At 69.1% G+C, this 26941-nt stretch carries 25 protein-coding genes and 3 tRNA genes; 19 read left to right on the top strand and 9 right to left on the bottom strand.

Annotated elements, in window-relative coordinates; translation table 11 throughout:
* Positions 1 to 1917, bottom strand: coding sequence for an ATP-binding response regulator (locus tag AC1D2O_RS35000; RefSeq protein WP_478158703.1), 1917 nt, complete (start codon positions 1915 to 1917; stop codon positions 1 to 3).
* A gap of 208 nt (positions 1918 to 2125) precedes the next feature.
* On the opposite strand from AC1D2O_RS35000, the gene phnD reads away from it, so the two are divergent.
* Both phnD and AC1D2O_RS34990 read left to right on the top strand, forming a co-directional pair.
* Entirely contained in the window at positions 2126 to 3187 is a 1062-nt protein-coding gene (gene phnD, locus AC1D2O_RS34995; RefSeq protein WP_478092508.1) for a phosphate/phosphite/phosphonate ABC transporter substrate-binding protein, read from the top strand.
* An 8-nt stretch (positions 3188 to 3195) separates the two neighbouring features.
* Positions 3196 to 4230 (top strand): phosphate/phosphite/phosphonate ABC transporter substrate-binding protein, encoded by a 1035-nt coding sequence (locus tag AC1D2O_RS34990; RefSeq protein WP_478092510.1) that lies wholly within the window; start codon positions 3196 to 3198, stop codon positions 4228 to 4230.
* On the opposite strand, the gene AC1D2O_RS34985 is transcribed toward AC1D2O_RS34990, so the two are convergent.
* Positions 4227 to 4622: a hypothetical protein gene (locus tag AC1D2O_RS34985; RefSeq protein WP_478158702.1), complete on the bottom strand. Its 396-nt coding sequence runs from the start codon at positions 4620 to 4622 to the stop codon at positions 4227 to 4229. The two genes, AC1D2O_RS34990 and AC1D2O_RS34985, sit on opposite strands and share 4 nt — an antisense overlap.
* A 92-nt stretch (positions 4623 to 4714) precedes the next feature.
* Here AC1D2O_RS34985 and fusA point away from each other — a divergent pair, with 92 nt between their 5' ends.
* A complete protein-coding gene (gene fusA, locus AC1D2O_RS34980) occupies positions 4715 to 6775 on the top strand; it encodes an elongation factor G (RefSeq protein ID WP_478158701.1) in 2061 nt (686 codons plus the stop codon).
* A 38-nt stretch (positions 6776 to 6813) separates the two neighbouring features.
* Here the strand turns inward: fusA and AC1D2O_RS34975 are convergent, their stop codons facing one another.
* Both AC1D2O_RS34975 and AC1D2O_RS34970 read right to left on the bottom strand, forming a co-directional pair.
* The gene (locus tag AC1D2O_RS34975) at positions 6814 to 8139 is read right to left on the bottom strand and encodes a DotU family type IV/VI secretion system protein (protein WP_478090252.1); all 1326 of its coding nucleotides are present in this window, start codon (positions 8137 to 8139) and stop codon (positions 6814 to 6816) included.
* A 15-nt stretch (positions 8140 to 8154) separates the two neighbouring features.
* Positions 8155 to 8379 (bottom strand): hypothetical protein, encoded by a 225-nt coding sequence (locus AC1D2O_RS34970; RefSeq protein ID WP_478090253.1) that lies wholly within the window; start codon positions 8377 to 8379, stop codon positions 8155 to 8157.
* On the opposite strand from AC1D2O_RS34970, the gene AC1D2O_RS34965 reads away from it, so the two are divergent.
* Entirely contained in the window at positions 8378 to 9061 is a 684-nt protein-coding gene (locus AC1D2O_RS34965) for a LuxR C-terminal-related transcriptional regulator (RefSeq protein ID WP_478090254.1), read from the top strand. The two genes, AC1D2O_RS34970 and AC1D2O_RS34965, sit on opposite strands and share 2 nt — an antisense overlap.
* A gap of 11 nt (positions 9062 to 9072) precedes the next feature.
* Here AC1D2O_RS34965 and AC1D2O_RS34960 read toward each other — a convergent pair whose 3' ends face one another.
* From AC1D2O_RS34960 to prpC, 3 genes are all read right to left on the bottom strand, one after another.
* On the bottom strand, positions 9073 to 9942 hold the full coding sequence (locus tag AC1D2O_RS34960; RefSeq protein WP_478090255.1) for an isocitrate lyase/PEP mutase family protein: 870 nt from the start codon (positions 9940 to 9942) through the stop codon (positions 9073 to 9075).
* Positions 9943 to 10094: 152 nt separating this feature from the next.
* On the bottom strand, positions 10095 to 11546 hold the full coding sequence (locus AC1D2O_RS34955; RefSeq protein ID WP_478090256.1) for a bifunctional 2-methylcitrate dehydratase/aconitate hydratase: 1452 nt from the start codon (positions 11544 to 11546) through the stop codon (positions 10095 to 10097).
* A 61-nt stretch (positions 11547 to 11607) separates the two neighbouring features.
* Positions 11608 to 12768 (bottom strand): bifunctional 2-methylcitrate synthase/citrate synthase, encoded by a 1161-nt coding sequence (prpC, locus tag AC1D2O_RS34950; protein WP_478090257.1) that lies wholly within the window; start codon positions 12766 to 12768, stop codon positions 11608 to 11610.
* A 111-nt stretch (positions 12769 to 12879) separates the two neighbouring features.
* On the opposite strand from prpC, the gene AC1D2O_RS34945 reads away from it, so the two are divergent.
* Positions 12880 to 14319 (top strand): short-chain fatty acyl-CoA regulator family protein, encoded by a 1440-nt coding sequence (locus AC1D2O_RS34945; RefSeq protein ID WP_478090258.1) that lies wholly within the window; start codon positions 12880 to 12882, stop codon positions 14317 to 14319.
* A gap of 16 nt (positions 14320 to 14335) precedes the next feature.
* On the opposite strand, the gene metE is transcribed toward AC1D2O_RS34945, so the two are convergent.
* Positions 14336 to 16705, bottom strand: coding sequence for a 5-methyltetrahydropteroyltriglutamate--homocysteine S-methyltransferase (gene metE, locus AC1D2O_RS34940; RefSeq protein WP_478158700.1), 2370 nt, complete (start codon positions 16703 to 16705; stop codon positions 14336 to 14338).
* 70 nt (positions 16706 to 16775) lie between these two features.
* Here metE and AC1D2O_RS34935 point away from each other — a divergent pair, with 70 nt between their 5' ends.
* Together AC1D2O_RS34935 and gph are read left to right on the top strand one after the other, a co-directional pair.
* Positions 16776 to 17702: a LysR family transcriptional regulator gene (locus AC1D2O_RS34935; RefSeq protein ID WP_478092607.1), complete on the top strand. Its 927-nt coding sequence runs from the start codon at positions 16776 to 16778 to the stop codon at positions 17700 to 17702.
* Between the two features lie 50 nt (positions 17703 to 17752).
* Positions 17753 to 18484 (top strand): phosphoglycolate phosphatase, encoded by a 732-nt coding sequence (gene gph, locus AC1D2O_RS34930; protein WP_478092609.1) that lies wholly within the window; start codon positions 17753 to 17755, stop codon positions 18482 to 18484.
* A 22-nt stretch (positions 18485 to 18506) separates the two neighbouring features.
* Here the strand turns inward: gph and AC1D2O_RS34925 are convergent, their stop codons facing one another.
* Complete coding sequence (locus AC1D2O_RS34925; protein ID WP_478158699.1) at positions 18507 to 19097, bottom strand: chalcone isomerase family protein; 591 nt, start codon at positions 19095 to 19097, stop codon at positions 18507 to 18509.
* 283 nt (positions 19098 to 19380) lie between these two features.
* On the opposite strand from AC1D2O_RS34925, the gene trpE reads away from it, so the two are divergent.
* From trpE to AC1D2O_RS34865, 12 genes are all read left to right on the top strand, one after another.
* On the top strand, positions 19381 to 20883 hold the full coding sequence (gene trpE / locus AC1D2O_RS34920; protein ID WP_478158698.1) for an anthranilate synthase component I: 1503 nt from the start codon (positions 19381 to 19383) through the stop codon (positions 20881 to 20883).
* Positions 20883 to 21272, top strand: a complete 390-nt coding sequence (locus AC1D2O_RS34915; RefSeq protein WP_478092615.1) for a GxxExxY protein — start codon at positions 20883 to 20885, stop codon at positions 21270 to 21272. The genes trpE and AC1D2O_RS34915 overlap by 1 nt, the downstream gene beginning before the upstream one ends.
* Positions 21269 to 21853, top strand: coding sequence for an anthranilate synthase component II (locus AC1D2O_RS34910; protein ID WP_478092617.1), 585 nt, complete (start codon positions 21269 to 21271; stop codon positions 21851 to 21853). The genes AC1D2O_RS34915 and AC1D2O_RS34910 overlap by 4 nt, the downstream gene beginning before the upstream one ends.
* 5 nt (positions 21854 to 21858) lie before the next feature.
* Positions 21859 to 22920 (top strand): low-specificity L-threonine aldolase, encoded by a 1062-nt coding sequence (gene ltaE / locus AC1D2O_RS34905; protein WP_478092619.1) that lies wholly within the window; start codon positions 21859 to 21861, stop codon positions 22918 to 22920.
* Positions 22913 to 23563 carry a LysE family translocator gene (locus tag AC1D2O_RS34900; RefSeq protein WP_478158697.1) on the top strand — a complete coding sequence of 217 codons (651 nt, stop codon included), beginning with the start codon at positions 22913 to 22915 and terminating at the stop codon, positions 23561 to 23563. Before ltaE ends, AC1D2O_RS34900 begins: the two co-directional genes overlap by 8 nt.
* A gap of 18 nt (positions 23564 to 23581) precedes the next feature.
* Positions 23582 to 24607: an anthranilate phosphoribosyltransferase gene (gene trpD / locus AC1D2O_RS34895; RefSeq protein WP_478094518.1), complete on the top strand. Its 1026-nt coding sequence runs from the start codon at positions 23582 to 23584 to the stop codon at positions 24605 to 24607.
* 9 nt (positions 24608 to 24616) lie between these two features.
* Positions 24617 to 25417 carry an indole-3-glycerol phosphate synthase TrpC gene (gene trpC / locus AC1D2O_RS34890; RefSeq protein WP_478158696.1) on the top strand — a complete coding sequence of 267 codons (801 nt, stop codon included), beginning with the start codon at positions 24617 to 24619 and terminating at the stop codon, positions 25415 to 25417.
* A 26-nt stretch (positions 25418 to 25443) separates the two neighbouring features.
* On the top strand, positions 25444 to 26166 hold the full coding sequence (locus tag AC1D2O_RS34885; RefSeq protein ID WP_478158695.1) for a uracil-DNA glycosylase: 723 nt from the start codon (positions 25444 to 25446) through the stop codon (positions 26164 to 26166).
* A gap of 99 nt (positions 26167 to 26265) precedes the next feature.
* A tRNA-Tyr gene (locus AC1D2O_RS34880) sits at positions 26266 to 26351 on the top strand.
* A 75-nt stretch (positions 26352 to 26426) separates the two neighbouring features.
* Positions 26427 to 26500 (top strand) — tRNA-Gly (locus tag AC1D2O_RS34875).
* Positions 26501 to 26548: 48 nt separating this feature from the next.
* Positions 26549 to 26623, top strand: a tRNA-Thr gene (locus AC1D2O_RS34870).
* Between the two features lie 74 nt (positions 26624 to 26697).
* A partial coding sequence (locus AC1D2O_RS34865; protein WP_478158694.1) for a GTP-binding protein occupies positions 26698 to 26941 on the top strand: 244 nt, incomplete at its 3' end.

Below are 26941 nucleotides of genomic sequence, written 5' to 3'. Positions count from 1 at the left end.
CTACGCCGGGGTCGCGAGGGCGACGCGCACCGCGGCCATCTGAGCCTGAATCGCCTGGCGCAGGACGCGCGGCGAGACCGGCTTGTAGAGGACCGCGACGCCGGCGCCGGCGACTTCGCGCAGGCGGTCGGGCTTGGTCTCGCCGGTCACCAGCAGGCGCGCGGTCGACGGCCCGATGCCGCGGGGGTGGCGCGCGAGGGCGGCGAGCACGTCGAGCCCGTTGTCGCCGCCCTCCAGCAGCAGGTCGCTCAGCACCACGTCGGGCGGGCGATCCCAGGCATCGGCGAGCGCCAGGGCCTCGGCGCGGCTCTGGGCGGCCAGCACCTGCGCGCCCCAGTTCGCGAGCACGACCTGAAGCCCCTCGAGGATGGTGCGCTCGTCGTCGATCACCAGCACCACCACACCGACCAGGCTGGCCCGGGCTTGGACTTCGTCCTCGGTCGGCATGCCGGGGAGTTCCGCGAGCGGCATCGCCAAGGCGGGCGCGGGTCCGATCGAGCGCACCGGCACGCGCACGCAGGTGCCCTTGTGCGGCCGTGAACTGAGTTCGACCCGCGTGTTGAGCAGGGCCGCGAGCCGCTGCACAGTGGCCAGGCCCAGGCCCATGCCGCGTGACTCGCGGCTGCCCTGCCGGCCTTGCGGATCCACCTGGTAGAACTCCTCGAAGACCCGCGGCTGGTGGTGGGCCGCGATGCCGATGCCGGTGTCCCAGACGTCGATCCGGATCGCCTTGCCGCGGCGCCTCGCACCCACCAGGATTCCGCCCTCCGCGGTGTGGCGCAGCGAGTTCGACACCAGGTTGTTGAGGATGCGCGACAGCATCACGTAGTCGCAGCGCACCCAGGCGTCGGTCTTGCGCACCACCAGCCGCAGGTTCTTCTGCTCGGCCACGGCGCGGAAGTTGCGGCTGATCTCGTCGAACAGGCTGTCGAGCGCGAAATCGGTCCAATGCGGCTGCAGCACGCCGGCGTCGAGCTGCGAGAGGTTGAGCAGCTCGGAGAACAGCCGGTCCAGCGATTCGACGCACTCGCGGATGTGGCCGATGCGCTGCAGCCGCACCGGATCGGTCTCGCCGTTGGCCAGCCCGTCGGAGAACAGCGTGAGCGCATGCAGCGGCTGGCGCAGGTCGTGGCTGGCAGCGGCCAGCAGCCGCGTCTTGGCCTGGCTCGCGACCTCGAGCTGCTGGTTCTTGCTGGCCAGCTCGGCGGTCGCGTGGACGATGCGGCTTTCGAGCTGGTTGCGGCTTTCCAGCAGCGCACGCGCCGCCAGGTTGAAGCCGTGCTGCAGCCGCCGAACCTCGGTCGTGCCTTCCACTTCCACCTGGGCATCCTCGCCGGCGCCGAGCCGGTCGACCGCTTCGCCGAGCGCCTGGATCGGTGCGCTGATGCGGCGCGCCGCCCACCAGCCCGCCAGCCCGACGCCGACCAGGCTGGCGCCGAGCACCAGCACGACGTTGAACCAGACCGCCCTCTTGGCGTTGCTCACCGCGTCCAGGCTCATCTCGACCATCACCTTGCCGGTGTGCCTGCCGTCGTCGCCGGTGATCGGCGCGACCACCTGAAGGCCTTCGCCACGCCGCAGGTCCGTAGTGTCCGCATTGGCGAGGATTTCGCCCTCTTCCGACCAGATCTGCACATGCTGCACATGCGGCTGAGTGCTGCCGGACTGGGCGGTGCGCTGCAGCGCCCGGCGGTCCATGTGCTGGATCTGCGACTGGGCCACGGTCGCGACCTGCAGGGCCACGGTCTGGGCATTGGCGCGCATCAGCTCGGTCAGGTTCGCGAGGTGCTGGCGTGTCAGCACCGCGATCGCGCCCAGTGTCGCCACGGTCGCCGGCAGCAGCGCCAGCAGCACGAGCTGCTGCGCCAGGGTCAGGCGGCCGGCGAGCAGGCGAAGGGCGCGGAAGGACCAGCTCATGGAGGAAGGGCGGGGGCGGCGATCCGCCTGTCGAGGGCCGACAAATGCGTGTGGGTTGAGGAAAATGACACGATGAATGCTTAAGTTGGTTTCTAATTGTGTTGTAGAGCGCACTCGTTTGACCAGCCCGTTCGGGCTCGTCGGGCCCACGCGTTCCAGAAAAATGCAGGTTCCTGTCCGTTGCGCATCCAGCGCCCCCCTTGCTTGCGTGGCGTCTCTGCCAGGTCCGTTCCGGGCCAGGACGCGGCGCGTCGGCGCCTGGGTGGCGCGCGGCGCGTTGGCGCTGCTGCTCGGCTGGCCGCTCGCGGTGCCGGCGCAGACGGCGGGCGCGGCCGATGCCGCCGGTCCGGCGCCCTTGCGCTTCGGCATCCTGCCGCTGGGCGGTGCCTTCGAGTCGCGCAACGACTGGGAGCCGCTGCTCGCGGACCTGCGGCGTGCCATCGGGCGTCCGATCACGATGCTGTCGGTGACCTCGTACGAAGGCCTGGAACAGGCGATACAGCGCAACCAGGTGGACATGGCCTTCCTGTCCGGCAAGATGGCGCTCGATGCCGTGACGCTGCGGCGCATGAAGGTGCTCGCCCAGGTCACGCGCCATGACGGCCTGCCCGGCTACCGCGCGCTGCTGCTGGCGCGCAAGACAGGCCCCCGCAGCACCCTCAAGGGCCTGTTGGCCGAGCCCGAGAACTGGCGCCTGGCGCGCGGCGAGAGCCGTTCGGTGTCGGGCTTCATCGTGCCTCAGCTGCAGCTCTTCCTGCCCAACCACATCGCGATGGAGACCCGCTTTCGCAGCGAACTGGTGGGCACGCACCAGATGACCGCGCTGGCCGTGGCGAACGACGAGGCCGATGTCGCCACCAACAACACGGCCGACTTCGAGCGCTTCCGGCAGCAGTTCCCGGCCGAGGCCGAGCGGCTGCAGGTGATCTGGGAGTCGGAGCTGATCCCGCATGCGCAGATCGTCATCCGGCGCGACTATGGTCCCGCGTTCGAGCGGAAGGTGCAGCAGTTCCTGATCGAATACGCCCGCAGCAAGGGCCCGCGCGGCGACAGCGAGCGCGCGGTGCTGAAATCGCTGCACGACCTGGCCGGCTTCGTCGCGGCCGACGACAGTTCGCTGCTGCCGGCCGCCAAGCTGGCCTACCAGCTCGCGCGGCAGAGCGCCATGACCTCGCAGTGGGTCAACGAGGCCGCGCGCCAGGCCCGGCTGCAGCGCATCGAGACCCTCTACGCCGAACAGGCGGCTGCACTGCGCGCGGGCGCGCCTTGAACGCGGCCGTGAACCGCGGGCTCTGGCTGCGGGCAGGCCGCTTCGCGTTGGCGGCCGTGCTGGCCTGGCACGCGGCGGCCGGGGCGCAGGCGGGCCGCGCCCCGGCCACCGAATTGCGCTTCGGCGTCCTGCCGGTCGGCGGCGTGGTCGAGTCGCGCGAAAGCTGGACGCCGTTCCTGGCTGACCTGAGCCGCGCGATCGGCCGGCCCGTGACGGTCCATTCCGCGGCCAGCTATGCGTCGCTGGACGAGGCCATCCGGCGCCGGCAGGTCGATCTGAGCCTGTTGTCGGCCCAGCTTGCGCTCGATGCCGTGTCGCAGCGCCACATGAACGTGCTGGCCCAGGTGCGGCGGCATGCGGGCGCGCCCGACCATCGCGCCGTGCTGCTGGTTCGCCGGGCGGGTCCGCGCAACACGCTCGAGGACCTGCTGGCCCATCCCGAGCAATGGCGCCTGGCGCGCGGCGACAACCGGTCGGTGTCGGGCTTCATCCTGCCGCAGGTCCAGCTCTTCCTGCCGAACCGGATCGTGATGGAGACCCGCTTCCGCAGCGAGATCGTCGGCACCCACCAGGCCACGGCCCTGGCGGTGGCCAACGGCGATGCCGACGTGGCGACCAACAACACGACCGATTTCGAGCGCTTCAGGCAGCAGTTTCCGGTCGAGGCCGATCGGTTGCAGGTGGTCTGGCGTTCCGACCCGACGCCGCAGGCGCAGTTCGTGATGCGCAGCGACTTTCCGGTGGAGTTCCAGAAGAAGCTGCGCAGATTCCTGGTGGGCTACGGCCAGGGCCGGGGGCCGCGTGCCGAGGCCCAGCGCGCGGTGCTGAAGTCGCTGCATGCCGCTTTGGGCTACGCCGCCGCGGACAACAAGGCGCTGCTGCCGGCCGCCAAGCTGCAATACCAGCTCGCCAGGCAGAGCGCGCTCAATGCGCAGTGGGTCAACGAGGCCGCGCGCGAGGCCCGGCTGCAGCGCATCGACAGCGCGTATGCGCAACAGGTCGCAGCCCTCCGGGACTCCGGTATTGGCGTGGACAGGCCCTAGGCCTGCGGCCGCTCCTGCAGCCAGTCGGGAGGCGCATAGATGTCGGCGAAGCGCAGGCGCCCGATCGAATAGTGGATCTCGGTGCCTGCCGGCAGGCCGATCACCGGCAGCGCGGCCTGCAACAGCACCCGCCCCGCGGCGATGTCCGAGACATCGATGTCGACGCGGACGAACGCGACTCGGCGCGGCCCGCCGGGCGCTGCGTCGCCGAGCGAATCGCCCCAGCCGAGCACCGAGCCGATGCCCCGGGCCCGCAATGCCTCGTCGATGCGCTCCTCGCGCTGGTGCCAACGGTCGTCCACGCCCTCGACCACCGGGATCTTGACGGCCATGAACGCGCGGCGGCGCCCGTAGCCGGCGTTGTCGGATGCGGGATCGGGCGACGGTTCCATGGGGCCATTCTCCGGCAAGTGGAAGCCGGCTTGCGTCGGAGCAGCCGATCCCGTACGCTGGGTTGCCGACCCCGGCGCCGAGGAGACCACCCATGCCAAGCCGAACGAACGGCCACACGGCCGAAATGGAAGCGGTACGAACCCTGGCGCTCGTCGGCGCCTCGGCCGCCGGCAAGACCTCGCTGGCCGAGGCCCTGCTGCACAAGGCGGGCGCCATCGGTGCGCGCGGCAGCATCGAGCGCGGCAGCACCGTCAGCGACCACGACCCCCTCGAGCGCCGCATGCAGCACTCGCTCAATGCCTCGGTGATGCACCTCACGCATGCCGGCACACGGGTGCACCTGATCGACACGCCGGGCGGTGCCGATTTCCTGGGCCAGAGCCTGCCCGCGTTGGAAGCGGTGGAGACCGCGGCGGTGGTCATCAATGCCGCCCTCGGCATCGAACCGATGGCGCTGCGCATGATGGCGTACGCCGTCGAGCGGCATCTGGCGCGGATGGTCATCGTCCACAAGATCGACGCCCAGGGCGTCGACTTGGCAGGGTTGCTGGCGCAGATCCAGTCCGTCTTCGGGCGCGAATGCCTGCCGCTGAACCTGCCCGCAGCCGGTGGCACGCAGGTGGTCGACTGCTTCTTCAACCGCGAGGGGCAGTCCGACATCGGCAGCGTCGATGCCGCGCACCGGGCGCTGGTCGAACAGGTGGTCGAGGTCGATGCGGCCTTCGTCGAACGCTATCTGTCCGAGGGCGACGTCGATGCCGCCGAGCTGCACGCGCCGCTCGAACAGGCCTTGCGCGAAGGCCACCTGATCCCGGTCTGCTTCGTCTCGGCCCGCAGCGGCGCCGGCGTGGATGCGCTGCTCGACGTCATCGTCCGGCTGCTGCCCGATCCGACCGAGGCCAATCCGCCGGATTTCCTGCTCGGCGAGGGTGCGGCGGCGAAGCCCATGCAGGCCCGTCCCGATCCCTCGCTGCATGTGCTGGCGCACGTGTTCAAGGTGACGGTCGACCCCTACGTGGGCAAGCTGGGGATCTTTCGCGTCCACCAGGGCACGGTCACGCGCGACAGCCTGCTCTACGTGGGCGATGGCCGCAAGCCCTTCAAGGTGGGCCACCTGTTCATGCTCCAGGGCAAGGATCACGTCGAGGTGCCGCGGGCGCTGCCCGGCGACATCGTGGCGGTGGCCAAGGTCGAGGAGATCCACTTCGACGCCGTGCTGCACGATGCCGCCGAGGACGACCACGTGCATCTGGCGCCGCTGGGGTTCCCGATCCCGGTGCACGGCCTGGCGGTCGAGCCCAAGCGCCACGGCGACGAGCAGCGGGCCTGGGAAATCCTCGGCAAGCTGGTCGCCGAGGATCCCTGCCTGCGCGTCGAGCATGTGGTGGCGACCAACGAGACCATCATCTACGGCCTGGGCGAGTTGCACCTGCGGGTGATGCTCGAGCGTCTGCGCGAGGTCTACCGCTTCGAGGTCGACACCCGGCCGCCGCGTATCGCCTACCGCGAGACCGTGACCGCGCCGGCCGAGGGACACCACCGGCACAAGAAGCAGACCGGCGGCGCCGGCCAGTTCGGCGAGGTCTTCCTGCGCATCGAGCCGCTGGCGCGCGGCAGCGGCTTCGAGTTCGCCGACGAGGTCAAGGGCGGGGCGATCCCGGGCCAGTTCATCCCGGCGGTCGAGAAAGGCGTGCGCGAGGTGCTCCTCTCGGGCGCGGTCGCCGGCTACCCGGTGGTCGACGTGCGGGTGGTGGTCCACGACGGCAAGCACCACAGCGTCGACAGCAAGGACATCGCCTTCGCGACCGCCGGGCGCAAGGCCTTCATGGCGGCCATCCGCGCTGCGCGGCCGATCGTGCTCGAGCCGATCGTGCAGATCGAGATCGCGGCGCCCGACCATGCGATCGGCGACGTCACCGGCGATCTCTCCGCGCGGCGCGGCCTGGTCACGGGCACCGCGAACGGGGGCGTGGGAACGATCGTGATCCGCGGCCAGGTGCCGATGGCCGAGCTGGCCAGCTACCAGTCGCGGCTCAACGCCATGACCAGCGGCCAGGGCCGCTACACCATCGCGCTGTCCCATTACGAGGCCGTGCCGCCGGCGACCCAGCAGACCCTGATGAGCCAGCACCGCGTGCGCGACGACGAATGAGCCTCGCCACCGCGTTCATCGGGAAGTGGCGCGCGGATTCAGCGCGGGACGGTTTCGAGGAACACGACCTCGGCGACCACCCGGGCGCCGAATTCGCCCGCGGCCAGCGATTCGCGCAGCCGCTGGAGGTAGGCCGAGGCCAGCTCGAACGGTGGCCGCTCGGCGGCGGCGTCGAAGGGGACGGGCGACGACAGCGCAGTCACCAGCACGGTTCCGAAAGGCGGTGCGGCCAGCCAGCTCGACGGAATGTCGCGACCGAGCTCGATGGTTTCCCCGGCGCGCAGAAGCGGTTGCACGGCCCCGGCGTTGAGGTGCATCACGGCACCGTCGGCGGTGTAGTAGTCGACCCACAGATAGCCTTCGCGGCGGGCATTCGCGACTTCGATCAGCACCCGGTCGCCCTCCCGGAGGCGGTCGTTCGGTGCGGTGGGGGTGGCGATCGCCAGGCCCGTCGCCATTTCGCGGTTGCGGGCCTGGTAGGGTTTCAGCAGCGCCAGCACCTCGCAGTGCGGCCAGATTCGCAGCTGGAGGTCGAACCGGGCCGCGCTGACGCCCGGCACGGCCCGCACCTCCCGCTGCACCCGGGCGATCTCGTCGGGTTGCGAGACGAAGCCGTGCACCTGCGTCGCGCCGTCCGCTGCCACCGTGGCGGAGAGGTCCGCGCAGGCCACGGCCTGGAGCTGCCGGTCGACCCGCTGGGCCAGGGTGGGGGGCCGTTCGCCCGGGCCCGCCAGCACGAACCAGAGCACGGAAGCCAGCGGAATCAAAAGCGCCAACGCGCCGCCGGCGCGCAGCAGGATGCGCTCGCGCCACTTCGGATCGCGCGGGCCCGGCGGGTCGGGCACGCCGCAGGGTTGGGGCGTGATGCGCTCCTGTGCCGGGTGGTCGAGGCGCGCCGGCCGCAGCGCGAGCTGCTCGCCATGCAGGGCCTTGAGCTTGCCGAGCTCGCCGCTGTCGCCGGTCTCGAAGTAATACTGGCCCTTGAACCCCAGCGCCAGCGCGTGCCAGTAGACCTCGCGCACCTCGTCGTCGCCGGGCTGCAGCGCCGACAAATGATGGAAGAACTCGGTCTGTGCGTTGTTGGAATTGAACAGCTGCATCTGCAGCGGCGCCGTGCCGGCCGCACAAAGGGGGTGCCGCGCCAGGACCTCGTCGATCCAGGCGACCATCGCGAAGCGCGCCGATTCGACCTCCGTGGCAGACCGTCCAAGCGCCCGGGCAGCCTCGCGCGCCTCTTCGAGGAGGTCGAGCGCCCGTTGCCGCGCTGCTTCGCGTCCGGGTTCGGCCCGGTGCGCCGCGATCGATGCGTCCAGCCCGAGCCCGAACGAGATCAGCCGGGAAAAGCAGTCGATCAGCCGAGCCATGCAACGCGCTCGCGGCTAGGCGTTTTTGCCAACCGGAGCCTTGCGATCGCGCCTGCGTCGTTGGCACATGCCCATGTCCCCGGTCGTTTTTGGATGTGAAACATTCTTCCATGCGCTCCAGCCGGCGCCATATCGCTTGGGAGCTATGTCGTTCGGGGAGCGAAATCCGCCTTGATGCGCGTCTCGTTCGCCGTTATCGTCGGCCTGCTCGAATTCATCCATGACGCTGGGGAAAGCCATGAAAATCCTGATCGCCGACGACCACCGGCTCGTCATCGAGGCGGTCAAGGCCAAGTTGTCGGAGCTCGAGGCCGAGATCGACTTCGTCCTGGCCATGAGCGTCGACGAGCTGCTCGCCAGGGCCTCGGACGACATCGACCTGGCCATGATCGACCTGAACATGCCCGGTGCCGAGGGCCAGGCCCACATCGACGAAATCCGCCGCCGCCATCCCGCCGTGCCGGTGATCGTGCTGTCGGGCTACGAAGACCCCGCGGTCATGCGCAGCGCCCTCGAGCGCGGCGTGCTCGGCTTCATTCCCAAGGCCTACTCGCCCGAGGTGATGCTGTCGGCCGTGCGCCTGGTTCTGGCCGGGGGCGTCTACGTTCCGCCGATGATGCTGTCGTCCCTGCCGCCCGGTGTCGTCGCCGGCATCGCAGGCGGCGGCCCCGGGGGCGCCGCCCAGCGCGGCTCGGCGGCGGCCGCCGTGCAGACCCTCGAGCATCTGCGCAACGTGCTGACGGAGCGCCAGGTCGAGGTCCTGCAGCTGCTGTCGCAGGGCAAGCCCAACAAGCTGATCGGCCGGGCCCTGGGCATCAGCGAAGGCACGGTCAAGATCCACCTGGCCGCCATCTTCCGGGCCCTCAACGTGCGCAACCGCACCGAAGCCGTGGTCGCGGCCCAGACGCTGACAGAGGCCTGAGCCAAAGACCTTCAGGCGGTGTATCTTTTTTCCAACGCGTCCAGCGCCGGCTTGCCCACCAGGCGCTGGCGCTCCGCGAAGCTCACGACCAGCGCCGGGTCCTCGTCGATGCGGCCCTTGTCGCGCAACACCGAAAGCGCCTTCTGCATGCCCGCCACCGCGCCCTGCAGCGCCGCGTTGGCGTACAGCACCAGTCCGTAGCCCAGTCCGGCCAACTCGTCGGCGCCGAGGATCGGCGTCTTGCCGCCGATCACCATGTTCAGCAGCTGCGGCCTGGCCACGCGTTGCGGCAGCGCCCGAATTTCCGCGGCCGTGGTCACGGCCTCGACGAAAAGGAGGTCGGCGCCGGCCTCGCTGAACTTCTGCGCCCGTTCGACCGCGGCTTCGAAGCCCAGCGTCGCGCAGGCGTCGGTGCGGGCCAGGATCAGCAGATCGGGATCGGTGCGGGCATCGGCCGCGGCCTTGATCCTGGCCACCGCCTCGGCGGTGCCGATCACCTCCTTGCCCGAGAAGTGGCCGCAGCGCTTGGGCGCGACCTGGTCCTCGAACTGGATGCAGTCGGCGCCCGCGCGCTCCAGCACGCGCACCGTGTGCCGCACATTGAGCGCGTTGCCGAAGCCGGTGTCGGCGTCGACGATCAGCGGCAGGGCCACCGCATCGCGGATGCGCGCGGTGTGATCGGCGATCTCGTGCAGGCCCATGAAGCCCTGGTCCGGCAGGCCGAACCACATGTTGGTGACGCCGGCCCCGGTGACGTAGACGGCCTCGAAGCCGAGGTCTTCGACCACTCGCGCCGACAGCGCGTTGAAGGCGCCGGGCACCAGCACGCCGCGGCGTGCCTCGGCCAGGGCGCGCAGGATCTGTCGTGTGTTTAGCGCCATGTCAGCGTTCCACCACGCCATTGCGTGACCCACGACGCATGAGACTGGCGCAATCGAAGGCCAGGAACGCCGCAGAACCGGCTTTGCCGGGCTGCTGGCGTTGCCCCCTTGAGGGGGAGGCGCCGCAAGGCGCTTCGGGGGTGAGTTTCATATCAGATCACGTAGAGGTCGAGGTAGTCGTTCACCGGTATGGCGTCGAGCGCCTTCGGGTCCAGCGAGACCGCCAGGATCGCGTCCTGCTGCTTTTTCGGGAAGCTGCGCGCGAGGTTGGTGCGGAACTTGGCCTCGAGCAAGGGAATGCCCTCGGCGCGGCGGCGCCGGTGGCCGATCGGATACTCGACGGCGACCTCGGCAAGCCGGCTGCCGTCGTTGAACTCGACGGTCAGCGCGTTCGCGATGCTGCGTTTCTCCGGGTCGTGGTAGTCCCGGGTGTAACGCGCGTCCTCCACGCAATGGATCCTGGCGCGCAGGGCGTCGATGCGCGGATCGGCGGCCACGTCGGCCTCGTAGTCCGACGCCTTGAGGTTGCCGAAGATCAGCGGGACGGCCACCATGTACTGGATGCAATGGTCGCGGTCGGCCTCGTTGTGGAGCGGGCCCTGCTTGTCGATGATGCGGATGCAGGCCTCGTGCGTGCGAATGGTGATCTTCCCGATGTCCTCCACCGTCTTGCCGGCCGCCTTCAACTGCTTGTGCAGCGCGACCGCCGCCTCCACCGCCGTCTGGCTGTGGAACTCGGCCGGGAAGCTGATCTTGAACAGCACGTTCTCCGCCACGTAGCTGCCGTACGGCCGCTGGAAGCTGAAGGGCTGGCCCTTGAAGAGCACGTCGTAGAAGCCCCAGGTCTTGGCGGTCAGTGCCGAGGGGTAGCCCATCTCGCCGGTCTGCGCGATCAGCGCCAGGCGAACCGCGCGGCTGGTGGCGTCGCCCGCCGCCCAGCTCTTGCGGCTGCCGGCGTTCGGCGCGTGGCGGTAGGTGCGCAGTGACTGGCCGTCGACCCAGGCCAGCGAGACGGCGGCCAGCGTCTCGTCGCGCGAAAGGCCCAGCAGTTGCGACACCACGGCGGTCGAGGCCACCTTGACCAGCAGCACGTGGTCGAGGCCGACCTTGTTGAAGGAGTTCTCCAGCGCGATCACGCCCTGGATCTCGTGCGCCTTGACGATGGCCGTCAGCACGTCGCGCATCAGAAGGGGCTTGCGGCCCGCGGCGACTGCGCTGCGGCTCAGCCAGTCGGCCACGGCCAGGATGCCGCCCAGGTTGTCGCTCGGGTGGCCCCACTCGGCCGCCAGCCAGGTGTCGTTGAAGTCCAGCCAGCGGATCAGAAGCCCGATGTTGAAGGCGGCTTGAACCGGGTCGAGCTGGAACTGCGTGCCCGGCACCCTGGCGCCGTTCGGCACCGCCGTGCCCTTGACGATCGGGCCGAGCAGCTTGCGCGCCGCGGGATATTCCAGCGCCTCGAGGCCGCAGCCCAGGGTGTCGATCAGGATGTGGCGGGCGGTGTCGCAGGCCAGGTCGGATCGGACTTCGTAGCCGAGCGCGTAGTCGACGATGTCGACGATGACGGAGTCCCATTCGGGGCGGACGTTGCTGATGTGTGCGGACATGCGGGTGAAGAGAGAAGTGAGGAACGGAAAAGGGAGAGAGGAGGGAGAGAGGAGGGGCGCGTTACCGGCGCTCTGCCATGGGCACGTAGGCCAGATCCTCGGGGCCGGTGTAGTTCGCGCTCGGCCGGATGATCTTGTTGTCGATGCGCTGCTCGATGATGTGGGCGGCCCAGCCCGAGGTGCGGGCGATCACGAACAGCGGCGTGAACATGGCGGTCGGAACGCCCATCATGTGGTAGCTCACGGCGCTGAACCAGTCGAGGTTGGGGAACATCTTCTTGGCCTCCCACATGACGGCTTCGAGGCGCTCCGCGATGTCGAACATCTTGGTCGAGCCCGCCGCGATCGACAGCGACTTCGCGACGCCCTTGATGACCTCGTTGCGCGGATCGCTCACCGTATAGACCGGGTGGCCGAAACCGATCACCACCTCCCTGGCTTCGACGCGCCGGCGGATGTCGGCCTCGGCTTCGTCGGGCGAGTCGTAGCGCTTCTGGGTCTCGAAGGCCACCTCGTTGGCGCCGCCGTGCTTGGGGCCGCGCAGGGCGCCGATCGCGCCGGTGATGGCCGAGTACATGTCGGCGCCCGTGCCGGCCACGACACGCGCCGCGAAGGTGCTGGCGTTGAATTCGTGCTCGGCGTAGAGGTTGAGCGAGGTGTGCATGGCGCGCTCCCACTCCGGCGTGGGCCGCCGCCCGTGCAGCAGGTGAAGGAAATGCGCGCCGATGGAGTCGTCGTCGGTTTCGACCTCGATCCGCTTGCCCTGGGTGGACCAGTGATACCAGTACAGCAGCATCGATCCGAGCGAAGCCATCAGGCGGTCCGCGATGTCGCGCGCGCCGGGCAGGTTGTGGTCGTCCTTCTCGGGCAGCATGCAGCCCAGCGTCGAGACGCCGGTGCGCATCACGTCCATCGGGTGCGCGCTCGCGGGCAGTTGTTCCAGCGCTTCCCGCAGGCTCGCGGGCAGGCCGCGCAGCGCCTTGAGCCTGGCCTTGTAGGCCCGCAGTTCCGCCGCGGTCGGCAGCTTGCCGTGCACCAGCAGGTGCGCGATCTCCTCGAATTCGCAGACTTCGGCGATGTCCAGGATGTCGTAGCCGCGGTAGTGCAGGTCGTTGCCGGTGCGTCCGACGGTGCACAGCGCCGTGTTGCCGGCGGTGACGCCCGACAGCGCGACGGACTTTTTCGGCTTGAAGCCGGAGGGGGATGCGAACTCGTTGGTCATGATTCGCAATTTACGCAGTTCGATCTCCATAATGAAGGCCTGAATTGGCGAATACTTGCGAATGAAAAACCTCGAATTTGCGAATCTTGCGAACGACTGGAGTGCGGCCTGATGCGCAAGACCTTCATGGGCGTGCGCCTGCGCAAGCTCCGGGCCGAGCGCGGCTTGAGCCAGGTGGCGCTGGCCCATGCGCTGGGCCTGTCGCCCAGCTACCTCAACCAGATCGAGCAGAACCAGCGGCCGCTGACCGTCGCCGTGCTGCTCAGGATCAGCCGCGCGCTCGGCGTCGACGTGCAGCAGTTCTCCGAGGACGAAGAGGCCCGGCTGGTGGCGGACCTGCGCGATGCGCTCGCCGACAACCCGGGCGGCGAGGTGGTGTCGCTGCCCGAGTTGCGCGAGGTCGCCTCGCAGATGCCCGCCGTGGGCCGCGCGCTGCTGGCGCTGCATCGCCGTCACCAGGAGGCGATGGAACGGCTGGAGACGATGGCGGCCGAGCTGGGCGATGGGCGCGGCGATCTGGCGGGCTCGCGTCCGATGCCCTTCGAGCGGGTGCGCGACTTCTTCTTTTCCCATCGGAACTACTTCGATTCGCTCGACGTCGCCGCGGAAGGACTGGCGTCGGAGGCCCGCGGCCACGGCGGGCCGCTGGGCGAATGGCTGCTGCAGCGGCTCCTGAAGCGCCACGGCGTGCGTGTCGTTCCCGCGGAAGATGGCGCGGCGGACAGCCAGCGCCGCTACGATCCCGCCCATCGCGTGCTGCGCCTGTCCACGAGCCTGGAGGCGGGCCAGCAGGCCTTCCAGCTGGCCACCCAGCTCGCCCTGCTCGAACAGGCGGATCTGATCGAGTCGCTGGTCGACGGCGCGGACTTCGGGGACCCGCCGGCGCATGCGCTGGCGCGCATCGGCCTGGCCAACTACTTCGCCGGGGCCCTGCTGCTGCCCTACGGCATCTTCCTGAGTGCCGCCGAGACGCTGCGCTACGACATCGACCAGCTCGCGCGCCGCTTCGGCGTCGGCTTCGAGACCATCTGCCACCGGCTCAGCACGCTGCAAAGGGCCCAGGCGCCCGGCGTGCCCTTCTTCTTCATTCGCGTGGACCGGGCCGGCAACATCTCCAAGCGCCAGTCTGCGACGCACTTCCATTTCTCGAAGACCGGCGGCACCTGCCCGCTGTGGAACGTCTACGAGGCCTTCGCGCAGCCGGGGCGCATCCTGCCGCAGCTCGCGCGCATGCCGGACGGCCGCGCCTACCTCTGGATCGCGCGCACCGTGTCGCATGGGCAGCGCGGCTTCGGCTCGCCGAGCAAGACCTTCTCGATCGGCCTCGGCTGCGACATCCGCTACGCGCCGCGGCTGGTCTATTCGAAGGGCCTCGACCTGAAGGATCCCGAGGTGCCGACGCCGATCGGCATGGGCTGCAAGGTCTGCGAGCGCGTGGCCTGCCCGCAGCGGGCCTTTCCGTTCGTCGGCCGGCCGCTGGACGTGAACGAGAACGAGAGCCGGTTCACGCCGTACGCGGTGGCGGACGAGAAGGAGAAGCCGGCGGGTTGAGAGCCCCCACGCTCCCTCACTTCGTGTGGTCGCTGCCCCCCGAGGGGGCCGCAGGCCGCTTGGGGCGGCCCGGCGCCGGCCTGAGTTCGTCGCGCAGGATCCGCGCCGCCGCCACCATGTTCGCCAGCGCCGCCTCGGTTTCCGGCCAGCCGCGGGTCTTGAGCCCGCAGTCGGGATTGACCCAGAGGTTGGTGGCCGGCACCACCGCGGCCGCCTTGCGCATCAGACGCACCATCTCGTCGGTGCTCGGGATGCGCGGCGAGTGGATGTCGTAGACGCCCGGGCCGATCTCGTTCGGATACCTGAAGTCGCCGAAGCCGCGCAGCAGCTCCATGTCGGAGCGGCTGGTCTCGATGGTGATCACGTCGGCGTCCATCGCCGCGATCTCCGGCAGGATGTCGTTGAATTCCGAGTAGCACATGTGGGTGTGGATCTGGGTCCGGTCGGCCACGCCCGAGGCGCTGATGCGAAACGACCGGGTGGCGCCTGCGAGGTAGTTCTTCCAGCCCGCGCGCCGCAGCGGCAGGCCTTCGCGGATCGCCGGCTCGTCGATCTGGATGATGCCGATGCCGGCCTGCTCGAGATCCACCACCTCGTCGCGGATCGCCCAGGCGATCTGCTCGGTCGTGACGCTGCGCGGCTGGTCGTCGCGCACGAAGGACCACTGCAGGATGGTGATGGGCCCGGTGAGCATGCCCTTCATCGGCAGCTTGGTGAGGCTCTGCGCGTAGGCGGTCCACTCGACCGTCATCGGCGCCGGCCGCGCCACGTCGCCGAAGATCACCGGTGGCTTGACGCAGCGCGAGCCGTACGACTGCACCCAGCCGTTGGCGGTGAACGCAAAGCCGTCGAGCTGCTCGCCGAAGTATTCGACCATGTCGTTGCGCTCGGCCTCGCCGTGCACCAGGACATCGATCCCGAGCGCCTCCTGCTTGCGAACCACGAGCGTGATCTCGGCCTGCATCTTCTCGCGGTAGGCCGCGGCATCGAGTTCGCCGCGCTTGAAGGCGGCGCGCGCCGCACGGATCGCGCCGGTCTGCGGGAACGATCCGATGGTGGTGGTGGGCAAGGGCGGCAGCGCGAAGCGCGCGCGTTGCTCGGCCTGGCGCTGCGCGAAGCCGGACAGGCGGCGATCGTCGCTGGCCACGCTGCGCGCCAGGCGCAGCCCGACGTCGGCGCGGTGCACGCGCGGGCTGGCGCGGCGCGCGGCCACGGCCTTGCGGGCTGCGACGCGTTCGGCCTCGACGGCGCTGTCCTCGCCGTCCAGCGCCGCCCGCAGTACCCGCAATTCATCGAGCTTCTCGATCGCGAACGCCAGCCAGGACTTGATCTCGGCATCGAGCCCGGTCTCGGCCGCGAGGCTGAACGGCACGTGCAGCAGCGAGCACGAGGGCGCGATCCAGAGCTCGCCCCGATGCTTGTCGGCCACCGGCTGGAGCCGAGCGAGCGCCGCATCGGGATCAGTGCGCCAGATGTTGCGGCCGTCGACGATGCCGACCGACAGCACCTTGTGCGCGGGCAGCCAGTCGGCCACGCCGGTGAGCTCTTCCGGTGCGCGCACGGCGTCGACGTGCAGGCCGGCCACGGGAAGCTGGCAGGCCAGGCGGAGGTTCTCCGCCAGCGGCGAGAAGTAGGTGGCGAGCAGCAGCTTCGGCGCACTGCGTGCGAGCTGCCAGTAGCTGCGCTCGAAGGCGTTGCGCCAGGTGTCTGGCAGGTCGAGGCCGAGGACCGGCTCGTCGATCTGCACCCATTCCACGCCGAGCGACTTGAGACGGGCCAGCACCTGCTCGTAGACCGGCAGCAGCGCGTCCAGCAGCGTGAAGCGGTCGAAGCCGGCCTGCTTCTCCTTGCCCAGCCACAGGAAGCTCAGGGGCCCGAGCAGCACCGCCTTGACCTTGTGCCCGAGCTTCTGCGCCTGCGCGACCTCGTCGAACAGGCGCACCGACGAAAGGCCGAAACGGGTATTCGCCGAGAACTCCGGCACCAGGTAGTGGTAGTTGGTGTCGAACCACTTGGTCATTTCCAGCGCGAAGGTGGCGTGGCCGCCGTGCGCGCAGCCTTCGTGGCCGGCCTCGTCGGCGACGCCGCGCGCCATCGTGAAGTAGCGCGCCAGTTCGGGCGCATCGCCCGTGAACTCGAAGCGCGGCGGCTCGCAGCCCAGCAGCTGGATGTGGTTGGCGACGTGGTCGTAGAAGGCGAAGTCGCCCACCGTCACGAAGTCGAGGCCGGCATCGCGCTGGGCCTGCCAGTGGCGCGCGCGCAGTTCGGCGCCGAGGGCTTCGAGGGCGGCGGCGTCGATCTCGCCGCGCCAGTGCTGCTCGAGGGCGAACTTGAGCTCGCGGTGGGCGCCCATGCGCGGGAAGCCGAGGATGTGAGTACGTGTCATGCGGCGATGTTCCCAAGGATGTCGATATGATTCAAACGAAACCTTTTGCTCTTCAACTTGAACGAAATTCATGATCTCGTCCATCCTCGAAATCCGCCACTTCCGCACGCTGGTGGCGCTGCGCGACACCGGGAGCCTGGTGCGGGCGGCACAGCTGCTGAACCTCACGCAGTCGGCGCTGTCGCACCAGGTCAGGTTGCTGGAAGAGCATTTCGGCCTGGCGCTGTTCGAGCGCAAGTCGGTCCCGCCGCAGTTCAGCGTCGCGGGCATGCGCCTGCTCGAGCTGGCCGACAAGGCGCTGCCGCTGATCGGCGAGGCCGAGCGCGATCTGGCGCGGCTGTCGCTCGGGCGTGCCGGCCAGCTGCGCATCGTGGTCGAGTGCCACACCTGCTTCGACTGGCTGATGCCCGCGATGGACGCCTTCCGCCAGCGCTGGCCCGAGATCGAGCTCGACATCGTGTCGGGCTTCCATCCCGATCCGATCGCGCTGGTGCTGCAGGACCGCGCCGAAGTCGCGATCGTCTCCGAGCAGGACCCGGCCGAGAGCGTCGACTACCACCCGCTGTTTCGCTTCGAGATCATGGCGCTGCTGGCCAACGACCATCCGCTCGCCGGCAAGACGCACCTCACCGCGCGGCACTTCGCCGACCAGACGCTGATCACCTACCCGGTGCCCGACGACATGCTGGACCTCGTGCGGCAGGTGCTGCAGCCGGCCGGCATCGAGCCGGCCCATCGGCGCACCACCGAGCTCACGGTGGCGATGCTGCAACTGGTGGCGAGCGGGCGCGGCATCGCGACGCTGCCGCTCTGGGCCGTGCAGGGCTATCTCGACCGCGGCTATGTCACGGCCCGGCCCGTGGGCCGGAAGGGTCTGACCGGCGAACTGCACATGGCCTGCAGCGCCGCCACCTCGAAGCAGGCCTGGCTGGGCGATTTCGTGCAGATCACGCGCGAGACCTGCTTCAAGAGCCTGCCGGGGATCGAGCTGCTCTAGGTTCCACGCTCGACCGCGCCGTGCGAGTCGCTCGATCTATGATCCGGCGCGTGAATTCCCAACGCATCGACCTTTCCAACTTCGACGCCGCGATCGTCGACCTCGACGGCACGATGGTCGACACGCTCGGCGATTTCGTCGTCGCCCTGAACCTCATGCTGGACGACCTGGCATTGCCACAGGTGGACGCACCGGCCGTCGAGGCCATGGTGGGCAAGGGCTCGGAGCACCTGATCCAGTCGGTGCTGCGCCATGTCGGGGCCGGCGCCTCGCTGTACGACCGCGCCTGGCTGCGCTATCAGCATCACTACCTCGCGATCAACGGCCGGCACGCCAGCGTCTACGCCGGTGTCGCCGAAGGGCTGTCGGCGCTGCGGGCCCGGGGCCTGCGCCTGGCCTGCCTGACCAACAAGCCCACCGCCTTCGCGCGGCCGCTGCTGGCCGCCAAGGGTCTCGATCGCTACTTCGAGCAGGTGTTCGGCGGCGATGCCTTCGAACGCAAGAAGCCCGACCCGCTGCCCCTGCGCAAGACCTGCGAGGCGCTGGGCACGCTGCCCGCGCGCACCCTGATGGTCGGCGACTCCAGCAACGACGCCCAGGCCGCGCGCGCCGCCGGCTGCCCGGTGGTGCTGGTCAGCTACGGCTACAACCACGGCCAGCCGGTGCGCGGCGTCGACGCCGACGGCTTCGTCGACTCACTGCTCGAACTGGGATTCAGGCCGGCGCCGGGCCGCCCCAAGGCGGCCTGGGCCCCCTCGGGGGGCAGCGAGTACACGGAGTGACGAGCGTGGGGGCGCTTGCCTTTCAGCCCTTCCCGAGCAATGCGTCCTTGAGCTTGTAGTCGGCCGGCGATGGGCCGATCCAGATGCGCAGCAGCGCGTTGAAGAACGCCTGCTCCTTGATCGGATCGCCCTGCGGCACGCCCCTGACCGTGATCAGGCTGCCGCTGCCCGGAATCCAGTCGACCGTGAAACTGTCGCCGGCCTTGAGCTGCTTCTGGTCGGCGAACATCTGGCCCATGCGCAGCAGGCCGGGGATCAGCTGCGACATCTCGCTCTTGGGCGAGTTGTCCTCGACCCCGCGCGTGAACAGCTTGCCGAGTTCGTTGGCATCGATGTCGCGCAGCATCGTGATCGTCACGCGCTTGGGGCCCGGCGCCGCCAGCACTTCCTCGACCGTGTCGGCCTTCTTGCCGAGATAGAGCCCGGCGGTGTAGACCTTGAAGACCGCCTTGTAGCGCACGCCGGCGCCGTTGAGCAGCAGCTTGCTGCCGCGCAGGTCGATCGTGTCGTCGAGCTTCACGCCCGCGACGTCGACCTGGGCGGCCGACGCCGCGGCAGCAGCGAAGGCAAGGATGGACAGCGCGACAACGCGCCGCAAGGCGAAGGAAGGCATCGGGGTCTCCGTGGCGGCCAAGAATTTTTAAAGTGCCCGAATGTATCTTTTTGAATGCCTCTTGTCGCTGGGCTAAACTCCCGATTCCATGTTCATTCATCACGTCACTCAGACAGGTCAAGGCAGCCGGGGAGCCTGGCCTTGGCGCACGCCATCGTCGTTGCCTGTTTGATTGCACGGCGCACGCCGTGCGCCCGCGGCCTTCAGTCGACCTGAACCGGCCAACCCTGAATGACCCCGCCAGCGACCCTGAAGCGTCCGCTGGCCGACGGAGACCCCACCCGTGATCACTGAACTCGAATTCAAAAGCCTCAGCGCGCAGGGCTACAACCGCATTCCGCTGATGGTCGAGGCCTTTGCCGACCTCGAAACGCCCCTGTCCCTCTATCTCAAGCTGGCCTACACCAAGGACAGCGGCAAGCACAGCTTCCTGCTTGAATCGGTGGTCGGCGGCGAGCGTTTCGGCCGCTACAGCTTCATCGGCCTGCCCGCGCGCACCCTGCTGCGGGCCAGCGGCTTCGGTGCCGACGCGCTGACCGAGGTCGTCACGGATGGCAAAGTCGTGGAAAAAGCCCAGGGCAATCCGCTCGATTTCGTGGCGGCTTACCAACAGCGCTTCAAGGTCGCCCTGCGGCCGGGCCTGCCGCGCTTCTGCGGCGGCCTGGCCGGCTACTTCGGCTACGACACGGTGCGCCACATCGAGAAGAAGCTCGAGAAAAGCTGCCCGCCCGACACCCTGGGCTGCCCCGACATCCTGCTGCTCCAGTGCGAGGAACTGGCGGTGATCGACAACCTCTCGGGCAAGCTCTACCTGATCGTCTATGCCGACCCGGGCCAGCCCGAGGCCTATGCCAACGCCAAGCGGCGCCTGCGCGAACTGCGCGACCAGCTCAAGTACTCGGTCAGCGCGCCGCGGGTGTTGCCGAGTCAGGCGCACCCGGCGCAGCGCAGTTTCGCCAAGGCCGACTACCTGGCCGCGGTCGAGCGGGCCAAGGAACTGATCGCGGCCGGCGACTTCATGCAGGTGCAGGTCGGCCAGCGCATCAGCAAGCGCTACACCGAGTCGCCGCTGTCGCTCTACCGGGCGCTGCGTTCGCTCAATCCCTCGCCCTACATGTACTACTACCACCTGGGCGATTTCCACGTGGTCGGCGCCTCGCCCGAGATCCTGGTGCGGCAGGAACACACCGGCGAGGGCGAGCAGAAGATCACCATCCGCCCGCTGGCCGGCACCCGGCCGCGCGGCGCCTCGCCCGAACTCGACCGCGCGGCCGAGGTCGAGCTCATCAACGACCCCAAGGAACGCGCCGAGCACGTGATGCTGATCGACCTGGCGCGCAACGACATCGGGCGCATCGCCAAGACCGGCACGGTGAAGGTGACGGAGGCCTTCGCGGTCGAGCGCTACAGCCACGTGATGCACATCGTGAGCAACGTCGAGGGCACGCTGAAGGACGGCATGACCGCGATCGACGTGCTGCGCGCCACCTTCCCGGCCGGCACGCTCACGGGCGCACCCAAGGTGCATGCGATGGAGCTGATCGACCAGCTCGAGCCGACCAAGCGCGGGCTCTACGGCGGCGCCTGCGGCTACATCAGCTACGCCGGCGACATGGACGTCGCGATCGCGATCCGCACCGGCATCGTGAAGGACCAGATGCTGCACGTGCAGGCCGCGGCCGGCGTGGTCGCCGATTCGGTGCCGGAACTGGAATGGAAAGAGACCGAGGCCAAGGCGCGTGCGCTGCTGCGCGCGGCCGAACTGGTCGAGGAGGGGCTCGAGTGATGAACGAAGACAACCAGAACAACGACTTCTCGCACGAGATCATCGGCGCCGCGGTCGAGGTGCAGCGCGTGCTCGGCACCGGCCTGCCCGAAGAGGTCTACGCGGCCGCGCTGGCGATCGAACTGGCCGAGCGCGAGATCGGCTTCGTGCGCGACGTGCCGGTCTCGGCCAGCTACAAGGGCCGCGCGCTCGGCGAGGTCTGCCGCGCCGCCTTCGTGGTCGAGCAGTCGGTGGTGGTCGAGGTGAAGGCGGTCGACGCGCTGACCGACCTGCACCGCGTGCAGGCCCAGGCCGCCGTGCGTCTCTCGGGGTTGCGCCTGGGTTTGCTGATCAACTTCAACGTGTTCCCCGTGGTCAAGGGCGTGCACCGGATCGGAGTCAAGCCATGAAGCTCCTGATGATCGACAACTACGACAGCTTCACCTACAACCTGGTGCAGTATTTCGGCGAGCTCGGCGCCGAGGTCGAGGTGCATCGCAACGACGAGATCACGCTCGAGGGCCTGCAGGAGCGCATCGGCAGCGGCATCGGCCGGCTGGTGATCTCGCCGGGCCCGTGCTCGCCGGCCGAAGCCGGCGTCTCCGTGGCGGCGATCCAGGCCTTTGCCGGCCGGCTGCCGATCCTCGGCGTCTGCCTCGGGCACCAGGCGATCGGCGCCGCCTTCGGCGGCAGGATCATCCGCGCCCAGCAGCTGATGCACGGCAAGACCAGCGAGATCACGACCACGCGCGAGGGCGTCTTCGCCGGCCTGCCCGAGAAGTTCAGCGTCAACCGCTATCACTCGCTGGCGATCGAGCGCGAATCCTGTCCGCAGGCGCTGGCGCTCACCGCCTGGACCGACGACGGCGAGATCATGGGCGTGCGGCACACCGGCTTTGCGCACGATGTGCGCATCGAGGGCGTGCAATTCCATCCCGAATCGATCCTGACGGAGCACGGCCACGCGATGCTCCGCAACTTCCTGGAGTGAACACGATGAGCAGTCTGTCTTCACCGTCCATGGTCGACTTGCGCAGCGACACCGTCACCCAGCCGACCGAAGCCATGCGCGCGGCCATGCTGGCGGCGCCGCTCGGCGACGATGTGTTCGCCGACGACCCGAGCGTCAACGCGCTGCAGCGGCAGATCGCCGAGCTGCTGGGTTTCGAGGCGGCGCTGTTCGTGCCCACCGGCACGCAGAGCAACCTCTGCGCGATCCTTTCGCATTGCCAGCGCGGCGACGAGTACATCGTCGGCCAGCAGGCGCACTGCTACCGCTGGGAAGGCGGCGGCGCGGCGGTGTTCGGCAGCGTGCAGCCGCAGCCGCTCGACCACCAGCCCGACGGCACGCTGGCGCTCGACGCGATCGAGGCCGCCATCAAGCCCGACGACGCGCATTTCGCGCGCACCCGGCTGCTGGCGCTCGAGAACACGCTGGGCGGCAAGCTGCTGCCCTTCGGTTATGTGGAGCAGGCTACGCAGCTCGCGCAGCGCAGGGGCCTGGCGCGCCACCTCGATGGTGCCCGGCTCTTCAACGCCGCGACCGCCCAGGCGGCGGCGCTCGGCACCGACGTCCGCGCCGAAGCGCGCCGCATCGCGGGGTGCTTCGACAGCGTCTCGGTCTGCTTCAGCAAGGGTCTCGGCGCGCCCGTGGGTTCGGCGCTGTGCGGCTCGCGCGAGTTCATCGCGCGCGCCCACCGCATCCGCAAGATGGCCGGCGGCGGCATGCGCCAGGCCGGCCTGCTGGCCGCGGCCGCGTCCTACGCGCTCGACCATCACGTCGACCGCCTGGCCGACGACCATGCGCTGGCGCGCCGGCTGGCGGACGGCCTCGCAGGCCTCCCCGAGCTCCAGGTCGAGGCGCCGCAGACCAACCTGCTGTTCGTCGACCTGGCGGGCGCGGCGCGATCGCGCTCCGGCGAATTGCTGGCGCACCTGAAGGCGCAGGGTGTGCTCGCCACCGGCCTGTACCGGCTGCGCTTCGCCACCCATCTCGATGTCGACGCGGCCGGCATCGACCGCGCCATCGGCGCCATCCGGGGCTTCTTCCGTGCCTGACGCCCATTCGCTGCTGCTGTTCGTCGCCGCCGGGCTGCTGCTGAACCTCACGCCGGGGCCCGACGTGCTGTACGTCGTGAGCCATTCGCTGCGCTCGGGCGTGCGCGCCGGCATCCTCGCCGGCTTCGGCATCACCGCCGGCTGCTTCGTCCACATCGTCGCCGCGGCGCTGGGCCTGAGCGCGCTGATGGCCGCCTCCAGCACCGCCTTCGCCGTGCTCAAGTGGGTCGGTGCGGCCTACCTGCTGTGGGTCGGTGTGCGAATGCTGTTCTCCCGGCCTTCCACGACCGCACCGGTGCCCGTTGCGGCCGTGCCGGCCGGCGCCAGGAGCGTGTTCCTCGGCGGCTTCTGGACCAACGCACTGAACCCCAAGGTGGCGCTGTTCTTCCTGGCCTTCGTGCCGCAGTTCATCGCGCCGGGCACCGAGCACAAGGCGCTGGCCTTCTTCCTGCTCGGCGTGCTGTTCAATTTCAACGCGATTTTCGTCAACGTGGCCTGGGCGCTCGCGGCCGGCTGGACCGCGCGCCGCGTCGTTGTGGTGCAGCGCGGCATGCACTGGCTGCAGCGCGGCGCCGGCGTGCTGTTCATCGGCTTCGGCCTCCGGCTCGCGCTGTCCGACCACCCGGCAGCAACGACTCACTGAATCGAAGGAGACATCACCATGCCCATCACCCCCCAGGAAGCCCTGCAGCGCACCATCGAGCACCGCGAGGTGTTCCACGACGAGATGCTGCACATCGTGCGCCTCATCATGAGCGGCGAGTGCTCGCCCGTGATGATGGCGGCGCTCATCACCGGCCTGCGCGTCAAGAAGGAAACCATCGGCGAGATCACCGCCGCCGCCCAGGTGATGCGCGAGGTCTCGACCAAGGTGCCGGTGGCCGACACCACGAACCTGGTCGACATCGTCGGCACCGGCGGCGACGGCTCGCACACCTTCAACATCTCGACCTGCTCCATGTTCGTCGCCGCGGCGGCCGGCGCCAAGGTCAGCAAGCATGGCGGGCGCAGCGTCAGCAGCAAGTCCGGCAGCGCCGACGTGCTCGAGTCGCTGGGCGTCAACATCAACCTGACGCCGGATCAGATCGCCAAGTGCATCGCCGACGTCGGCATCGGCTTCATGTTCGCGCCGAACCACCACCCGGCGATGAAGAACGTCGCGCCGGTGCGCAAGGAGCTCGGCATCAAGACCATCTTCAACATCCTGGGGCCGCTCACCAATCCGGCCGGTGCGCCGAACATACTGATGGGCGTGTTCCACGCCGACCTGGTCGGCATCCAGGTGCGCGCGCTGCAGCGCCTGGGCGCCGAGCACGCGCTGGTGGTCTACGGCCGCGACGGCATGGACGAGATCTCGCTCGGCGCCGCCACCATGGTCGGCGAGCTCAAGGACGGCGAGGTGCGCGAGTACGAGCTGCACCCGGAAGATTTCGGCTTCTCGATGTCGAGCAACCGCAGCCTGCGCGTGGAGACGCCCGAGCAATCGAAGGCGATGCTGCTCGACGTGCTCGACAACCAGCCCGGCCCGGCGCGCGACATCGTGGTGCTGAACGCCGGCGCCGCGCTCTATGCCGCGAACGTCAGCCCATCGATCGCCGCCGGCGTGGAGCGGGCGCGCGCCGCGCTCGATTCCGGCGCAGCCAAGGCCAAACTGGCCGAGTTCGCCGCTGCCACCGCAGCGGCTTGAGGAAGAACCATGTCGAACACCCTCGAGAAGATCGTCGCCGTCAAGCGCGAGGAAATCGCCGCGGCGAAGAAGAAGAGCCCGCTCGAAGCGGTCCGCTTCGATGCCGAGAGCCGCGTGCTGACGCGTGATTTCGTGGGCGCCCTGCGCGCCAAGATCGCGGCCGGCGCGGCCGCCGTGATTGCCGAGGTCAAGAAGGCCAGCCCGAGCAAGGGCGTGCTGCGCGCCGACTTCATTCCGGCCGACATCGCGCAGAGCTACGCCGAGGGCGACGGCCAGGTCAGCGCCGCCTGCCTCTCGGTGCTGACCGACCGCCAGTTCTTCCAGGGCGGCGTCGACTACCTGAAGCAGGCGCGCGCCTCGTGCGAGCTGCCGGTGCTGCGCAAGGATTTCATCGTCGACCCCTACCAGGTCTACGAGTCGCGCGCGATGGGCGCCGACGCGATCCTGCTGATCGTCTCCTGCCTCGACGACGCCCAGATGCGCGACTACGAGGCCATCGCCGCCGGGCTCGGCATGGCCGTCCTGGTCGAGGTGCACGACGGCGCCGAGCTCGACCGTGCCTTGAAGCTGCGCACGCCACTCATCGGCGTCAACAACCGCAACCTGCGCACCTTCGAGGTGTCGGTGCAGACCACGCTCGACCTGCTCCCGAAGGTGCCCTCGGATCGCCTGCTGGTGACCGAGTCGGGCATCGCGACGCGCGAGGAGGTCGCGAAGCTGCGCGCGGCGGGTGTGCACGCCTTCCTGGTCGGCGAGACCTTCATGCGGGCCGCCGAGCCGGGCGAGGCGCTCGCCGAACTGTTCCGATGAGCGAAGCGCCGCACGCGGGAGCTTCGATGAGCGCCGCCGATCAACTCGCGACGGCGGACCCGGCCGACTGGCCGGTCGCCGCGGGCTGGCGGCCGCTGGTCGACGAGTTCTTCGCCAGCCCCGCCGGTGAGAAGCTGCTCGGTTACCTGCGCGAGCGGCTGGACGCCGGTGCCGTGGTCTTCCCGCCGCGGCCGCTGCGCTCCCTCGAGCTGACGCCGCCCGAGGAGGTCCGCGTCGTGATCCTGGGCCAGGACCCGTACCACGGCCGCGGCCAGGCCGAAGGCCTTGCGTTCTCGGTGGCGCCGGGCGTGCCGCTGCCGCCCTCGCTGCGCAACATCTTCAAGGAGCTGGAGCGTGACCTCGGCACGCGGCCGCCGGCGTTCCCGAACCCCGGAGGCAGCCTGGTGGATTGGGCCAGGCACGGCGTGCTGCTGCTCAACACCTGCCTCACGGTGGAGGAGGGCCAGGCCGCCAGCCATTCGGGGCGCGGCTGGGAGGTGCTGACCGACGCGGTGATCCGCCACGTGGCCAGCCGGCCGCAGCCGGTGCTCTTCATGCTCTGGGGCGCACACGCGCAGAGCAAGCGGGCGCTGATCGATACGAATCGTCACAAAGTACTGATCGCCAATCATCCGTCGCCGTTGTCGGCCCTCAGGCCGCCCCTGCCATTCATCGGCTGCGGTCATTTCGGCGAGGCGCGCGCCTGGCGGGAGGCGGGATTGTCGACATCGCACCAGGAAGGCGCCTGATTTTCGTGCGAGAATCGAGGGCTCTCGGAACGCGGGCGGGCGTGGGCGGGCTGTCATCGGCGTGGCTCCCCAAAACCGTGCTATATTCCGAGGTTCGCCGGAGAGGTGGCCGAGTGGTTAATGGCAGCAGACTGTAAATCTGCCCTCTTACGAGTACGCTGGTTCGAATCCAGCCCTCTCCACCAGCGATGAATGGATTTTTGCAGAGCGCTTGACTGTGGCTGTTGCGGTGTCTCCCGATCGAGGGTGGGTGCCACGATGCGGGAGTAGTTCAATGGTAGAACCCTAGCCTTCCAAGCTAATGACGCGGGTTCGATTCCCGTCTCCCGCTCCAGAGGTTCAGGTCGGCGTGAAGCGCAGGTTTTGCAGAATTTTTGATATTGCCCATTTGGCTCAGTGGTAGAGCACTCCCTTGGTAAGGGAGAGGTCGCGGGTCCGATTCCCGCAATGGGCACCAGTTTTGGGGTTGCAGCCGGCCGGTTGCAACCCCATGTCAGTGTGTTGATCTAGTTATTTTTCGGAGTCGAGAAAATGGCAAAAGGAAAATTCACCCGCACGAAGCCGCACGTCAACGTGGGCACGATCGGTCACGTGGACCATGGCAAGACGACGCTGACGGCGGCGATCGCCACTGTGCTGTCGGCCAAGTTCGGCGGCGAAGCGAAGGCCTACGACCAGATCGACGCGGCTCCTGAAGAAAAGGCGCGCGGCATCACGATCAACACGGCCCACGTCGAGTACGAGACGGCCAACCGCCACTACGCGCACGTCGACT

The sequence above is a fragment of the Variovorax sp. P1_G12 genome (assembly GCF_056405555.1).
Note: the sequence above shows the minus strand (reverse complement) of the source record. Positions and strands in the feature narration are given on the sequence as shown.